11 protein-coding genes are annotated in these 14,666 nt (G+C 62.6%); 8 read left to right on the forward strand and 3 right to left on the reverse strand.

Features of this window, described 5'->3' with window-relative positions:
* Positions 1–63: 63 nt before the first annotated feature.
* Together bamJ and DHB74_RS08580 are read right to left on the reverse strand one after the other, a co-directional pair.
* Positions 64–765 carry a BamJ family beta-barrel-assembly machinery protein gene (gene bamJ, locus DHB74_RS08575; protein ID WP_136869311.1) on the reverse strand — a complete coding sequence of 234 codons (702 nt, stop codon included), beginning with the start codon at positions 763–765 and terminating at the stop codon, positions 64–66.
* 150 nt (positions 766–915) lie between these two features.
* The gene (locus DHB74_RS08580; protein WP_036990560.1) at positions 916–1,080 is read right to left on the reverse strand and encodes a con-10 family general stress protein; all 165 of its coding nucleotides are present in this window, start codon (positions 1,078–1,080) and stop codon (positions 916–918) included.
* A 234-nt stretch (positions 1,081–1,314) separates the two neighbouring features.
* Here DHB74_RS08580 and DHB74_RS08585 point away from each other — a divergent pair, with 234 nt between their 5' ends.
* Positions 1,315–1,722, forward strand: a complete 408-nt coding sequence (locus DHB74_RS08585) for a hypothetical protein (RefSeq protein WP_036990561.1) — start codon at positions 1,315–1,317, stop codon at positions 1,720–1,722.
* A gap of 5 nt (positions 1,723–1,727) precedes the next feature.
* Here the strand turns inward: DHB74_RS08585 and DHB74_RS08590 are convergent, their stop codons facing one another.
* Positions 1,728–2,225 carry a CinA family protein gene (locus DHB74_RS08590; protein ID WP_036990562.1) on the reverse strand — a complete coding sequence of 166 codons (498 nt, stop codon included), beginning with the start codon at positions 2,223–2,225 and terminating at the stop codon, positions 1,728–1,730.
* Positions 2,226–2,635: 410 nt separating this feature from the next.
* Between DHB74_RS08590 and glgA the strand changes: the two genes are divergently transcribed.
* The 7 genes from glgA (at position 2,636) to DHB74_RS08625 (ending at position 14,661) form a co-directional block, all read left to right on the forward strand.
* Positions 2,636–4,183: a glycogen synthase GlgA gene (gene glgA / locus DHB74_RS08595; RefSeq protein ID WP_499161385.1), complete on the forward strand. Its 1,548-nt coding sequence runs from the start codon at positions 2,636–2,638 to the stop codon at positions 4,181–4,183.
* On the forward strand, positions 4,171–5,934 hold the full coding sequence (gene treZ, locus DHB74_RS08600; protein WP_499161212.1) for a malto-oligosyltrehalose trehalohydrolase: 1,764 nt from the start codon (positions 4,171–4,173) through the stop codon (positions 5,932–5,934). The genes glgA and treZ overlap by 13 nt, the downstream gene beginning before the upstream one ends.
* Positions 5,931–8,003, forward strand: coding sequence for a 4-alpha-glucanotransferase (malQ, locus tag DHB74_RS08605; RefSeq protein WP_499161213.1), 2,073 nt, complete (start codon positions 5,931–5,933; stop codon positions 8,001–8,003). Before treZ ends, malQ begins: the two co-directional genes overlap by 4 nt.
* Entirely contained in the window at positions 7,996–10,767 is a 2,772-nt protein-coding gene (gene treY / locus DHB74_RS08610; RefSeq protein WP_499161214.1) for a malto-oligosyltrehalose synthase, read from the forward strand. Before malQ ends, treY begins: the two co-directional genes overlap by 8 nt.
* Complete coding sequence (locus tag DHB74_RS08615; protein ID WP_499161215.1) at positions 10,764–11,105, forward strand: DUF2934 domain-containing protein; 342 nt, start codon at positions 10,764–10,766, stop codon at positions 11,103–11,105. The genes treY and DHB74_RS08615 overlap by 4 nt, the downstream gene beginning before the upstream one ends.
* A gap of 6 nt (positions 11,106–11,111) precedes the next feature.
* Positions 11,112–13,277: a glycogen debranching protein GlgX gene (gene glgX, locus DHB74_RS08620; protein ID WP_499161216.1), complete on the forward strand. Its 2,166-nt coding sequence runs from the start codon at positions 11,112–11,114 to the stop codon at positions 13,275–13,277.
* Positions 13,278–13,374: 97 nt separating this feature from the next.
* Entirely contained in the window at positions 13,375–14,661 is a 1,287-nt protein-coding gene (locus DHB74_RS08625) for a zinc-dependent alcohol dehydrogenase (RefSeq protein ID WP_036990568.1), read from the forward strand.
* Positions 14,662–14,666 lie beyond the last annotated feature (5 nt).

A 14,666-nucleotide genomic window follows, 5' to 3' on the forward strand; every position in this document is an offset into this window, starting at 1 on the left:
TAACGGTAACACTCCGAGGCCCGCAATCTCTGTTCCGGGCCTCGGCAGGTGTTACCCTATGACTTACTCGTCGTCTTGCTGGATGCCCAACAGTTCCATTTCGAAAACCAGAATGGAGTTCGGCGGGATCACCGGGCTGGGGCTGCCGGGACCGTAGGCCAGATCGCTGGGAATGGTGACCTTCCACTTGTCGCCGACCCGCATCAGCTGCAGTGCCTCGACCCAACCCGGAATAACACCGCTGACCGGCAGATCGACCGGCTCGCCACGGCTGATGGAGCTGTCGAACACGGTACCATCGGTGAGCTTGCCTTCGTAGTGGACCGAGACCACATCGCTGGCCTGCGGCTGAGCACCGTCGGCTGCGCCGGATTCGATCACTTCATACTGCAGGCCCGATTCCGTGGTGATCACCCCTTCGCGCTTGGCATTCTCCGCCAGGAAGCTGGTGTTGGATTCGAGCTGCTCGGTACTCAGATTGGTGGCACGCTCTTCGGCTTGCGATTGCAACTCGGCGAAGGCAGCCATCAGTTCCTCCTCGCCGACCCGGGCTTCGGTCCCGGCCAGAGCATCTTCCATGCCCAGCGCGAGCGCCTGGGTGTCGATGTCCTCCAGACCATCCTGCAGCAGGCTCTGACCCATGTTCAGACCGATGCCATAGGACGCCTGCTGAATGGACGTGGTGAGTTCGGGTTCCTTTTCACTGCAACCCACCAAAGTGATAACGCTGAGTGCAACACTGGCTGCCAGCAGATTCCGCTTCATGCTTACCTCTTCGACTTGCCCACTCGGGGCGAAAATAAAGCAAGAAGCATAACAGCGCAGTCCTGGTCCGGCTACCGCCCAGATTGGGCTGATTTTTTCATCCGCCCAAAGAAAACGGGGGCCGGAGCCCCCGCTTCAACACAACACCGCTCAGGTGCGCCGGCTCTGCTGGCCACCCTTGCGTCCTGCTTCCGCAGCACGTTGCGGATTGTTCTTGAAATTGCCACCGCTGGCTTGACCGCCCTTTCTGCCGGCTTCCGATGCACGTTGCGGGTTTTCGGCAAAATTGCCTTTACCACCTTTACGTTGAGTCATGTGACTGGCCTCCAGTTAGGGTTATAAATACAGGTGCGCTGCACCTATGTCGTTGGAGGGCTCCCCGGCCCGTAGGTTCGCCTTATTTTCCAATCACCAGGCGGACGGTGTTCCCCCATCCGCATCGCCCCCTTTCTGCCAGCGACGAAACACGCGATCCCAACCGTCACAACTCCCGACCCATTTCCCGGTCCAACTTCTTACAACCCTGCCAGGCCACCATGGAGATACCCCATGTCCGACCCCGCTACGCCGCTGTCCACCGAGCTGTTCCTGCGTCACTATGGCGAAACACTATTGGCCCGAGCCGCGCCGCTCTTTGAGCAAGCGGCGTTGAATGCCCGCCAGGCTGGCCTCGATGCCATGGTGCACACGGCGGGCAGCCCACCTGAACTCTGTCTGGAAGTGAGGACGACCGATCAGCCCTACGCCAGCCACTACCGCATTGAGGCCGATACCGCACGCCAATGCGTACATCACGTGCTGTATTTTGTCGCCGATGGCACCACCCAGGCGCTCGACGGTGGAATCGATTCGATCAACGCCATGGTCATCGATACCCAGCTGGCCAGCCTGTTCCGGGACGGCTTCGCACTGACCCTGCCGGCGGTCTCTGCGCGCCACCCAGCAGGTTTCTGGTGAGGGCTTCAACCCTGCGTCATAGCGGGGTTGCGCAGGTCATTGACATACCTGTCCAATGCCAGCAGGGCGTGACGAGCAGCCTGCTCGCGTACTGCGTTGCGTTCACCATCGAATTTGCAGGTTTCACTGAGCACACGCTGCTCGCCACCAATGATCATGGCGCAGGCGAAGCACACCACCCCATCCATCGGACCTTCTGCCTCCGCCAGCCCGGTGTTGGCCAGGGTGACGCCCGCACCGCAGCGCTGCAACGCGCCTAGTGCCATCTCCCGCGCCACCTCTTCGCTGGTGAGTCCGAAGCGATCGATGGTTTCCAGACTCACACTCAGCATCTCGCGCTTGGCGCGCACGGCATAGACCACATAGCCGCACTCCATGACCGCCCCACTGCCGGATATGTCCGCCACCAACGACGCCATGAGCCCGGCCGTACAGGACTCGGCCGTCGCCAGAATGAGGTTATTGCCTTTGAGAAAATCCACTACCTGTTGCAGGTTCTGCATGGCTGGCTCCGGTCTGCTGCGGTCGTTTTACGATACGTATTTAGAGTCGACAACAGAGCGGTTCAGTTCCCCTTCCAACCGCAGGATCAGCGGCAAAAAAAGTCTAAACTTCTGCAAAACCAACCGGTCACTATTTTGAGGGATGGATAACAAGTCTTCTGATCTGTTACGGCGGGGGTGCCGGCAAAAGCGTCTGTGTGAATAAGGAGTCCTGGAAAGCGCAGCTGGCCTGGCATAACGACACCGGATGACGGGAAGACCCTGTGGTCACGACAGACCACCCCTGTATCTCCGGGCTCGATTTCGGCGCAGCGTGATCGTTTACCTCAGACATCCTTAACACACCAACGCTCTCCCAGAAATCAGTTAACGATTAGGAGGGTGTCATGGGAAATGCTGCAGCGGCGGTCATGCCGGATGAGCTATTCAAGGGCGCATCACGCGCATCAAAGGGGGTTCAATTACGCCCCACTCCGCCTGCTGAAACCGGCCACAACATACTTTTCGTTACTTCCGAGATCACCGACCTCGTCAAGGTCGGCGGGTTGGGCGATGTGTCAGCTGCCCTGCCCCGCGCCCTGAATCAACATCATTCGGTACGGGTACTCATCCCGGGTTACCGGCAGGTCATCAATAGCGGGCGACCGCTGCGAGTAGTAGGCAAGTTGCCTGGCCATGCCGCCATTCCGCCCTGCCTGATTGGTCAGATGACCATGGATGACGGCCTCATCGTGCACGTGGTGATCTGCCAGGAACTCTATTACCGGGAAGGCAACCCCTATGGCGACGCCGACGGTATCGACTGGCCCGACAACCATATCCGCTTCGCCCGGCTGGCCCTGGCCGCCAGCAAGATCGCCGATGGTCTGGGCATACGCGGCTGGCGTCCGGACCTGGTGCATGCCAATGACTGGCCATCCGGCCTGACACCCGCCTACATGGCCTGGCGCGGGCAGCAGACGCCCTGCATCTTCACCATTCACAACCTTGCCTATCAGGGCCTGTGTCCGGTCGAGTGCCAAGTCGAACTCGGCCTGCCGGAAGAAGCCTTGCGTACCGAGGGCATGGAATACTACGGCAAGCTGTCCTTCCTCAAGGCCGGGATCAATTATGCGTCGCGGATCACTACCGTCAGCCGCACCTATGCTCACGAAATCACTTCCCCCGCCTTTGGTTGCGGGCTGGAGGGGCTGCTCAGACGCAAGGCTGACGAAGGCCTGCTGACCGGTATCGTCAACGGCATCGACACCAGCTGGCAACCGAAGACCGACCCGCGCCTGATCCAGGGCTTTTCGCCCAACGACTGGGTGGGCAAGCAGGCCAATACCCGCTACGTGGAGCAATCCTTCGGCTTTGCCCGGGAAGACGGACCGCTGTTTGCCGTGGTGTCGCGGCTGGTCCACCAGAAAGGTGTCGACCTGACCATCGCCGCGGCCGAAACCATCGTCGCCCATGGCGGGCGCATCGCCATCATTGGCCAGGGCGAGCGCGAGCTGGAGCAGCGGGTACAGGCACTGGCCCAGCGACATCCTGGGCGGATCGGGGCAAACCTGAACTTCTGTGAAACCGAAGCCCGCCGCATCATCGCCGGCAGTGACTTTCTGCTCATGCCCTCACGCTATGAGCCCTGCGGTCTCAGCCAGATCTATGCCCAGTGTTACGGCTCGCTGCCCATTGCGCGCCGTACCGGTGGCCTGGCCGACACCATCGAAGATGGCGTGTCCGGTTTCCTGTTCCGCGAGCCCACCCTGGAGCATTACCTGCAGGCAATCCGCCGTGCGCTGAATGTGCACCGCCACCCGGTCCTGCTCAATGCCATGCGTTGCAAAGCCATGGCCGCGCCGCTCTACTGGCACCAGTCGGTGCGCCCTTACGACCGTCTCTATCGCAGACTGATTGAGCGTACCTATGATTCTTTTGCCTTGCCCGGCAGGAGATCACGCGCATGTTCGAAATAACCCGCCTGCACGGCGCCACCGTGCAAAGCGATGGCGCCACCTGCTTCTCGCTGTGGGCCCCCGATGCCGATACCGTCGCGGTCAAGCTTGGGGATGGCAGCGTGCATACGCTGCATCACCAGGCCAGCGGCTGGTACAGCGCCCGCGTCAATTGCGGGCCCGGCACCGCCTACCGTTTTCTGATCAATGGCCAGCTGTCGGTGCCGGACCCGGCGTCGCGTCACCAGCCCCAGGGCGTCGATGGCCCGAGTTGCGTGCTGGACCCGGACGCCTTCGCCTGGCAGATCAAGGAGTGGCAAGGCCGCCCCTGGCATGAAACCGTCATCTATGAGCTGCATCCCGGGGCCTTCGGCGGGTTCGCCGGCATCCAGGCCAGACTCCCGGAGCTGCTCGACCTGGGCATCACCGCCATTGAGCTGATGCCAGTCAACGAGTGCCCCGGCAAGCAGAATTGGGGCTATGACGGCGTGTTTCCCTTTGCTCCGCAATCCAGCTGCGGTACACCGGATGATCTCCGACGGCTGATCGATGCCGCCCATGCCAGTGGTCTGATGGTGTTCATGGACGTGGTCTACAACCATTTCGGGCCGCACGGCAATTACCTGGGGAAATATGCCAGGAGCTTCTTCCGCGAGGATATCGACACGCCGTGGGGGCCGGCCATCGACTTTCGCAACAGCCAGGTTTGCGATTTCTTCTGTGAGAACGCGCTGATGTGGGTCCTCGATTACCGCGTCGACGGCCTGCGCTTGGACGCCGTGCATGCCATCAACGACATGGATTTTCTCACCAACCTGGCCCGCCGGGTGCGCAGCGCCGTGCCCCCGGAACGCCATGTGCATTTGATGCTGGAAAACGAGCATAACCAGGCCAGCCTGCTGACCGAGGGTTTCGATGCCCAGTGGAATGACGATGGCCACCATGCCCTGCATGTGCTGCTCACCGGCGAGAACGAGAGCTACTACCGGGACTTTGCCGATGACGCCACCATCAAGCTGGCACGCTGTCTGAAGGAAGGTTTCATCTACCAGGGTGAAACCACCCGTACTGGCAGCAGCCGAGGCGAACCCAGCGGGCATCTGCCCCCCACCGCCTTCATCCTGTTCCTGCAGAACCATGACCAGGTCGGCAATCGCGCATTCGGCGAACGTCTCATTACCCTGGCCGATCACCGTGCGGTCAAGGCAGCGCTGGGACTGGTACTGCTGTGCCCAATGATCCCGCTGCTGTTCATGGGCGAGGAATGGGGCTGCGAGCAACCCTTCCTGTTTTTCACCGACCATGACGAAGAGCTGGGCAAGGCGGTACGCGAGGGGCGTCGCAACGAGTTCGCGGATTTTACCGCCTTCGCCGATGAGATGATCCGACAGCGCATTCCCGATCCCAACTCGCACAGCACCTATATCACCTCGGTGCCTGATCGCACCGGCGGCAACCCAACCCTGCAGGATGACTGGCTGGCCTATTACCGCAGCCTGTTGCGCCTGCGCCATGCGCACATCGTGCCACGCCTGCCCGGCACCCTGTCCGATGGCACTACCATTACCGGCGAAAAAGCCGTCTCCGCCTGCTGGCGGCTGGGCGACGGCAGCCGGTTACGCATCGACCTGAATCTGTCGGGTAGTTCGGTACCGGTGACCGCTCCGGATCCCGGCACCCGGATCATTCATGATTATCGCGCCAGCCTGTCCAAAGACCCGACCATATTGCCGGGTTACAGCTCAAGGGCGATTCTGGACCAAGCCACATGATCCCCGCGGCGTTACGTGAATTGGCCCGGGAAGCCGGAGTCAGCTGCGATTGGACCGACGCCCACGGCGAGCCCGCCAGCATTGGCGAGGCGCCTTTGCGCGCCGTGCTGGCTGCCCTTGGCCTGCCGGCGAAGGATTCCGACCAGATCAGCGCCAGTCTCAAACGCGCGAAACAACTCAGAAAGGAAGCGGACAACGGCCCACTGCTGTTCTGTGATGCCGAACAACCCATCGACCTGCAATGCCGCCTGACTGCGGGCAGCCGTTGCGAGCTCGTCATGGAGGACGGCCAGCGACAGAGCCTGCAGGTGGACGCACGCGGCTGCCTGCCAGCTCTACCCTGCGGCTATCACCAACTGCGCTGTGGCGAACGGCAATGGATTCTGGCTTGCACACCCCCGGCAGCCCTGTCGGTCCCCCAACTGACCGGCGACCGGCGGTACATCTGGGGCATTGCCGCCCAGGTATATTCCCTGCGCCGGCCAGATGACGGAGGGCTCGGCGATACCGCGGCCCTGGCTGAGCTGGCCGCAGCCGCCGCCGACAAGGGCGCCGATGCTCTGGCGATCAGCCCGCTACATGCCATGTTCAGTGCCCGCCCCGAGCAATACAGTCCGTATTCTCCATCCAGCCGCTCCCTGTTCAACATCCTGCATGCCGCACCGGCTCAGGTACTCGGCAGCGAAGCTGTCGAACAGGCCATCGCCCGCCTTGGCCTGCAGGACGAACTGGATGAACTGGAGCAGCTGGAGCTGATCGACTGGCCAGCCGTGTCTACCCTGCGCCTGCGCTTGCTGCGCCAGCTGCATGCCGATTTTGCCAGCGCGCCCACCCGTTTGCAGGAGGACTTCAATGATTTCCGCCAGGCCGGTGGTCAGCGTCTCGAGTACCATTGCCGGCATGAAGCACTGCAACAACAAGCTCTGGAGCAAGGCCGCAGCAGCGACTGGCGAGCCTGGCCCGAGCCGCTGCGCGATCCCGCCTCGCCCCAGGTGGAAGCGTTTGCCCGGGAGCAGGCCGCAGAGCTGGAATTCCACGCTTTCAGCCAATGGCTGATCGATCGTTGCCTGGCGCAGGTACAGCGCCGCTGCCGTGAAGCCGGCATGGCCATCGGCCTGATTGCCGACATGGCTATTGGCGCCGATATCAGCGGCAGTTTCGGTTGGGCGCACCAGACGGAGCTGTTGAATCAGGTCAGCATCGGCGCGCCGCCGGACCTGCTCAATCGCGACGGCCAGAACTGGGGCGTGGCCGCGTTCTCTCCCCTCGGCCTGAAGCGCAGCGGCTACCGAGCCTTCATTGAAATGCTGCGGGCCAATCTGCAGCATGCCGGCGGCATGCGCATCGACCACATCATGGGGTTGCAGCGACTGTGGATCATCCCCGAGGGCGCTGACGCCCAGGACGGAGCCTATCTCAATTATCCCCTGGACGACTTCCTGCGCCTGCTGGCTCTGGAATCCTGGCGCCACCGCGCCCTGATCATCGGCGAAGATCTGGGCACGGTGCCCGAAGGGCTGCAGGATACCCTCGCCCGCCACAACATCCTCGGCATGCGGGTATTGCTGTTCGAACAACAGGACGGCGAGCTGCCCGCCCCGGAGCAATGGAGCAATGCCGCGCTGGCCACCACCACCACCCATGATCTGCCGACACTGGCCGGCTGGCAGTCGGGCCGTGACATCGCCTGGCGCGAACATGTTGGCCAGAGCAGCGCCGAGCAGGCCGAACAGGATCGCCGGCAGCGCACCGAGGAAGTCCATGTTTTGCATCAGGCCTTGCAACGGGAGGGGCTGACCCAGGGTGGACAAGACCCGCAGACGCAGCTGGATGCCAGCATCGGCTTCCTCGGATCCACGCCAGCCCCCCTGGTGCTGGTGCCCCTGGAAGACCTGCTCGGCGCCACCGAACAACCCAACCTGCCCGGCCCGGGCGATACCCACCCCAACTGGCGCCGGCGCTGGTCACAGAGCGCCGCGCAGATGCTTGACGCGCCGCAGGCCATACGCCGGCTAGAACGGCTGCATAACGCGCGCCTGAACCGTGAAAGGAAGAGCTTCGATGGTTGAACTGCGTGCCACCCTGCGCCTGCAATTTCATGCCGGCTTCACTCTGGATGATGCACTGGCGCTGGTCGATTACTTCTCCCGGCTGGGCATCAGCCATATCTATGCCTCCCCTCTGCTCACCGCTCGCCCCGGCTCGCTGCATGGCTACGACGTGATCGACCCGACCCAAGTCAATCCGGAGCTCGGTGGCGAAGACGCCCTGCGCCGCCTGGCCGATGCGCTGCACCAGCGCAGCATGGGGCTGATCATGGATATCGTGCCCAACCACATGGCCGTGGATAATGCCAACCCCTGGTGGCAGGACGTATTGCAATGGGGGGCGGCCAGCCCCTATGCCGGCTTCTTCGACATCACCTGGCGCTCCCAAGACCCGTTCATGCGCGACCGCCTGCTGCTGCCCATTCTGCGCAGCGACTATCTGGACGTACTCAAGGCCGGCGAGCTGCGCCTTACCTTCGATGCCACGTCCGGCAGCTTCTTCGTCACCCACTTCGATCACCGCCTGCCACTGGCCGTGGCCAGTTATGTGGATATCCTGACGCCGGCCGGCAATGTCGCTCTGACCCGCATCGCCGATCGCTGCGCAGCACTGGAGGATGAGTTCTCGGCCCATGCCCTCGGCGCCCGGATATGCCACGAGTTGGCGGCCGCCGCCACCGGCGACACCCTGCAGGATATAGAGCACGCGCTGCGGCGCTTCGAACCCGATACCGCCGAAGGTTGCCTACACCTGCATCATCTGCTGGAAAGCCAGCACTACCGCCTGGCCAGCTGGCGCACCGCCAATGACGATATCAACTGGCGCCGGTTCTTCGATGTCAATGAACTGATCAGCCTGCGCGCCGAGCAACCCGCAGTGTTCGAGGCCACGCACCGCAAGATATTCGAACTGGTCGAGGCCGGGCTTATCGACGGCTTGCGCATTGACCATATCGACGGGCTGGCCAATCCGCGCACCTACTGCCGCCGTTTGCGCCGTCGCGTTGACCGGCTGGTGGGTGACCGCCAAGGGCATTTCCCCATCCACGTGGAGAAGATCCTGGCGGCGGGCGAGCAACTGCCGACGGACTGGATGGTGGATGGCACCACCGGCTACGATTTCATGAACCGGGTGTCACTCTTGCAGCATGACCCCAACGGCCAGGCCGACCTGGCGGAACTCTGGAGCAGCCTGACCGGCCGCAGCACCGATTTCACCGAAGAGATCCGCGACGCCCGGCGCCTGGTGCTGAGCAATTCCCTGGCGGCCGACTTTGAGACGCTCTGCCAGGCCCTGCTACGCCTGGCTCGCTGCAGCCTGGCCACCCGGGATATCACCTTGGGCGCCATCCGCCGCGCATTGCGCGCATTGATCGTGCATTATCCGGTCTACCGCACCTATACGAGTGTTTGCGGACGCTCCGGTCAGGACCGCCGGTTTCTCGATCAGGCATTGTTCGGTGCCCGGGCCGAACTGGGTAGCAATGACTGGGCAACTCTGGAGCAAATCAATCACTGGCTGGGGGGCGAACCGCTGCATGCCAGCCCGCCCGGGGCCAAACGCCGCTTCCAGCGCCGACTGCTGACCCGCTTTCACCAATTGACCTCTCCGGTGGCCGCCAAAGCGGTTGAGGATACCGCCTGCTACCGCTCGGCCATCCTGCTCTCACGCAATGATGTGGGCTTCGACCCGCAGCGTTTCAGTGCCGACCCGGACTGGTTCCATGCCCAGTGCATCGAACAGGCCGAACACTTCCCGCAAGGGCTGCTGACCACCGCCACCCATGACCACAAGCGTGGCGAGGACGCCCGCGCCAGACTCGCGGTGGTCAGTGAGCACGCCCCCTGGTTTAGTATTCAGGTGCACTTCTGGCACAACCTGGCAGAGCCGCTGATTTCCGTGGTCGATGGCCAGCCGGCCCCCGCCCCGGCCGACGAGCTGATGCTCTACCAGACCCTGTTCAGCAGTTGGCCACTGAGCCTGAGCGCCGATGACGACAGCGGCTGCGCGGCCTTCGCCGAACGGGTGCTGGCCTGGCAGCGCAAGGCCCTGCGCGAAGCCAAGTTGCGCAGCAGCTGGACGGCGCCGAACAGCGCCTATGAAGATGCCTGCCATGGCTTTCTCCAGCGTCTGATGGGCAGCCGCGAGGCCATCGAACTGCGCCGCGCGCTGGCCCACGCCGTCGAGCTGACCGCCTGCAACGGGGCGCTGAACAGCCTCAGCCAATGCCTGCTGCGCATGACCACCCCAGGCGTGCCCGACCTGTATCAAGGCTGCGAGCTCTGGGACTTCAGCCTGGTCGATCCGGATAACCGCCGGCCCGTCGACTACCCCTTCCGCGAACGCTGCCTGGCCGCCGGCGACAGCCCCACGCAACTGCTGCAGGACTGGCGCGACGGACGAATCAAGCAATGGCTGATCGCCCGGGCACTGGACTGCCGACGCCGTTTGCCCGGCCTGTTTCGGCATGGCGATTATCAGCCACTCACTCTGCATGGCCGCCATGCCGATCGGCTGATCGCCTTCAGCCGGCGGCATGGGGATCAACTGGCAATCTGCATCGTCCCACGCCTCGCCGCGCCCCTGCTTGGTGACAGCGATATACCTCTGATTCCGGCCCAACGCTGGGATGACACCCTGATCGATCTGCCTACTACCTACCTGACCAGCGCCCTGACCGGAGAAACCGTCGCCAGCGGACCTGCCGTACCGCTGAGCGACCTGCTCGATGCCGTCCCGGTGAACCTTCTTGTGAACACCCAACATGAGGAATCCACGCCATGAGCAATGATGAACAGCGTATTCGCGAGTTGGCCTACCAGATCTGGGAAAGCGAGGGCAAACCCGAAGGCCAGACCGACCGTCACTGGGAAATGGCCTGCAAGCTGTTGCAGAGCGAACAGCAGGGTGAGCTACAGCCCAAACCAGCCAAGACCCGCAAGCCACGGAGCAAGCCGGCAGCGCAATTACCGCCCGAGGATGAAACCCAACTGGAAAAACCCGCCCTGCTGGGCAAGCCTGCCAGCTCTAAAAAACCCGCCCGTACGCCCCGCCAGCCCGCAGCCAGCACCGGCAAAAGCAGCAAGACCGGCAAGACTTCACCGGGCCGAAGCAAAGAGTAGATCATCATGACCGCGAAAAAACCGGGGCCGCAATCGCCACCCCAGATCCAGCAGAAATCCCGCGTCGCCGAAGGCCAGCCCTTTCCCCTGGGCGCCACCTGGGACGGCCTGGGTGTGAATTTCGCCCTGTTCTCGGCCCATGCCACCAAGGTCGAGCTGTGCCTCTTCGACAATGAAGGCAAGCGGGAGCTGGAGCGCATCGAGCTTCCGGAGTACACCAATGAGATCTGGCACGGCTATCTGCCCGATGCCCATCCCGGCATGGTCTATGGCTATCGGGTGTACGGTCCCTACGAGCCGGATGCCGGGCATCGCTTCAATCCCAATAAATTGCTGATCGACCCCTATGCCAAACAGCTGGTGGGAGAACTCAAATGGTCGGATCGGTTGTTCGGCTACACCCTCGGTTCCGCGGATGCGGATCTCAGCTTCGATGATCGCGACAGCGCCGCCCATATTCCCAAAGCCAGGGTGATCGACCCGGCCTTCACCTGGGGCCGGCATACCCATCGATATACGCCCTGGAACCAGACCATTATTTATGAAGCCCATGTACGGGGCATCAGCATGACCCATCCGGCGGTGCCTGAATCGGTCCGCGGCACGTTCGCCGGACTGATGCATCCGGAGCTGCTCAGGCATATCCGCTCGTTGGGAGTCACCAGTGTCGAACTGCTGCCGGTGCACGCTTTCGTCAATGACCAGCACCTGCTGGACAAGCAGTTGAGCAACTACTGGGGCTACAACAGCATCGCCTTTTTTGCTCCGCATCCGGCCTATCTGGCCTCCGGCAGCATCAACGAGTTCAAGGAAATGGTCGCCCACCTGCACGATGCCGGACTGGAGGTGATCATGGACGTGGTGTACAACCACACCGCCGAAGGCAATGAGCTGGGGCCGACGCTGTCCATGCGCGGCATCGACAATGCCACCTACTATCGGCTGATGCCGGACGAGAAACGCTACTACATCAATGATTCGGGTACCGGCAACACCCTGGATCTGGGCCACCCCTGCGTACTGCAGATGGTCACCGACTCCCTGCGGTACTGGGCCGAGGAAATGCAGGTGGATGGCTTCCGTTTCGACTTGGCGACCATTCTGGCGCGCCATGCCCATGGCTTCGACGAGCGTCACGGCTTCCTGGTGGCCTGCCGCCAGGACCCGGTACTGAGCCAGTGCAAACTGATCGCCGAACCCTGGGATTGCGGCCCGGGCGGTTATCAGGTGGGCGGGTTTCCGCCGGGCTGGGTGGAATGGAACGACCGTTTCCGCGATACCGCCCGGGCATTCTGGATGGGTGAGGAAGGCCAGATCGCCGAGTTGGCCAGCCGGCTCACCGCCTCCGGAGATTATTACAACCAACGTGGCCGACGCCCCTATGCGTCGGTCAATTTCATCACCGCCCACGACGGCTTCACCCTGCGCGACGTGGTCAGTTACGAGCAAAAACACAACGAAGCCAACGGCGAAGACAACCAGGACGGCAGCGACCACAACATTTCGCGTAATCACGGCTGCGAAGGTCCCACCGACGATGCCGAGATCAATGCACTGCGCATGCGCCAGATGCGCAATCTGCTCAGCACCCTGCTGCTGTCCCAGGGCACGCCGATGTTGCTGGCCGGCGACGAGTTCAGCCGAACCCAGCAGGGCAACAACAACGTCTACTGCCAGGACAATGAGCTGGGTTGGATCGACTGGAATATCGATGAGAACGGCGTCCAGTTACTCGAATTCACCCGCCGCCTGATCGCCCTGCGCCGCGCCTATCCCACCCTGCGCCGCGGGCGCTTTCTGGTTGGCGAATACAACGAGGAACTCGGCGTCAAGGATGTCACCTGGCTCTGCCCCAGCGGTGATGAAATGACCGATGAGCAATGGCAGGACCCGCATGCGCGCGCCCTTGGCATGCTACTCGACGGGCGAGCGCAGCCCACCGGCATCCGCCGCAGCGGTGATGATGCCACCCTGCTGTTGCTGTTCAACGCGCACCATGACGTGGTCAATTTCTGCCTGCCCGAGGTGGCCGAGGGCAATTGCTGGCGCTGCCTGATCGACACCCACCGCCCGACGCTGCGCAAACGCGAGGTTCATGAGTTCAAAAGCGAGTTCTTGATGACCGGCCATTCGTTGCTGCTGTTCGTTCTGGAACGGGAGGACAGCGCCTGATCTGTTTTGCCGCTTCGCAGAAAGGCTGAACCAAGCCTGGGCCCGCCAGTCGGAAACTGTAGGCACTACAAAACGCAGCGACACGGGAGGACTGAGGATGAAAGCCGTCGTTTTTCATGATGTCGGTGACATACGCCTGGAAGAAGTGGCTGATCCGGTGCTGCATGAGCCAACCGATGCCATCATCCGCCTGACCGCCTCGGCCATCTGCGGTACCGATCTGCATTTTGTCCGCGGCAGCATCAGCGGCATGCGCAAGGGCACCATCCTCGGCCATGAAGGTGTGGGGGTGGTCGAAACCCTGGGCACCGATGTGCGCAATCTGCAGGTGGGCGATCGGGTGATCGTCGCCTCGACCATCGCCTGCGGCAACTGCTCCTACTGCCGCGCCGGTTACTACGCCCAGTGCGATACCGCCAATCCAAAGGGCCCCCAGGCCGGCACCGCCTTCTTTGGCGGGCCGGAATCCAGCGGCAGTTTCGATGGTCTGCAGGCTGAGAAAGCGCGTATTCCCCATGCCAATATCGGCCTGATCAAGATTCCCGAAGCCATTACCGATGACCAGGCAATTCTGCTGTCCGACGTCTTCCCTACCGGCTACTTCGGCGCCGAGATGGCAGAAATTACGCCCGGTGATACCGTCGCGGTATTCGGTTGCGGGCCGGTCGGCCAGTTTGCCATCGCCAGCGCCCTGCTGTTGGGCGCAGCGCGGGTGTTCGCCATTGATCATTTGCCGGACCGGCTAGATATGGCCCGTTGCCAGGGTGCCGAGGTCATCAACTTCGATATCGAAGACCCCGTCGCCACTCTGCAACGTCTGACCGGCGGTATCGGCGTGGACCGCGCCATTGACGCCGTAGGGGTGGACGCCGAACATTCCTGCCAGGATCATGATCTGCTGCAACGGGGGCGGTTCCGTCAGGAGATGGCCGAAAATGCCCCGCACACCAACCCCGACGGCGACAACTGGCATCCCGGCGATGCGCCGAGCCAGGCGCTGCAATGGGCCGTGGCCGGTCTCGCCAAGGCTGGCACCCTGTCGGTGATCGGCCTCTATGCACCGCAATCACGCACCTTTCCCATCGGTCTGGCCGCCAGCCGTAACCTGACGGTCAACATGGGCAATTGCCATCACCGGCGTTACATTCCTCTCCTGTTGGAGCTGGTGCTCAGCGGCCGGGTCGATCCCACGCAGATTCTCACCCGCGTCGAGCCCATGGAAGACAGCATCGAGGCCTTCAAGGCGTTCGACCGGCGCGCCTGCGGCTGGGTCAAGGTCGCGCTGCAACCACAGGGCAGCCATGAAGAAGCGCAGCTGGACGAAGCGCTGGATGAGTCCTTCCCGGCCAGCGATCCACCTGCCATGGCTTCCCCGAAACCTTGAATGGC

Origin of the sequence: Pseudomonas sp. G11-1 (assembly GCF_024031555.1) — a bacterium.
In the GTDB taxonomy this organism is placed as follows: Bacteria; Pseudomonadota; Gammaproteobacteria; order Pseudomonadales; family Pseudomonadaceae; genus Halopseudomonas; species Halopseudomonas bauzanensis.

Excerpts from the sequence above, each read along its gene's own strand:
- bamJ (WP_136869311.1), bottom strand. The coding sequence starts at position 765 with ATGAAGCGGAATCTGCTGGCAGCCAGTGTTGCACTCAGCGTTATCACT.
- DHB74_RS08580 (WP_036990560.1), bottom strand. The coding sequence starts at position 1,080 with ATGACTCAACGTAAAGGTGGTAAAGGCAATTTTGCCGAAAACCCGCAA.
- DHB74_RS08585 (WP_036990561.1), top strand. The coding sequence starts at position 1,315 with ATGTCCGACCCCGCTACGCCGCTGTCCACCGAGCTGTTCCTGCGTCAC.
- DHB74_RS08590 (WP_036990562.1), bottom strand. The coding sequence starts at position 2,225 with ATGCAGAACCTGCAACAGGTAGTGGATTTTCTCAAAGGCAATAACCTC.
- glgA (WP_499161385.1), top strand. The coding sequence starts at position 2,636 with ATGCCGGATGAGCTATTCAAGGGCGCATCACGCGCATCAAAGGGGGTT.
- treZ (WP_499161212.1), top strand. The coding sequence starts at position 4,171 with ATGTTCGAAATAACCCGCCTGCACGGCGCCACCGTGCAAAGCGATGGC.
- malQ (WP_499161213.1), top strand. The coding sequence starts at position 5,931 with ATGATCCCCGCGGCGTTACGTGAATTGGCCCGGGAAGCCGGAGTCAGC.
- treY (WP_499161214.1), top strand. The coding sequence starts at position 7,996 with ATGGTTGAACTGCGTGCCACCCTGCGCCTGCAATTTCATGCCGGCTTC.
- DHB74_RS08615 (WP_499161215.1), top strand. The coding sequence starts at position 10,764 with ATGAGCAATGATGAACAGCGTATTCGCGAGTTGGCCTACCAGATCTGG.
- glgX (WP_499161216.1), top strand. The coding sequence starts at position 11,112 with ATGACCGCGAAAAAACCGGGGCCGCAATCGCCACCCCAGATCCAGCAG.
- DHB74_RS08625 (WP_036990568.1), top strand. The coding sequence starts at position 13,375 with ATGAAAGCCGTCGTTTTTCATGATGTCGGTGACATACGCCTGGAAGAA.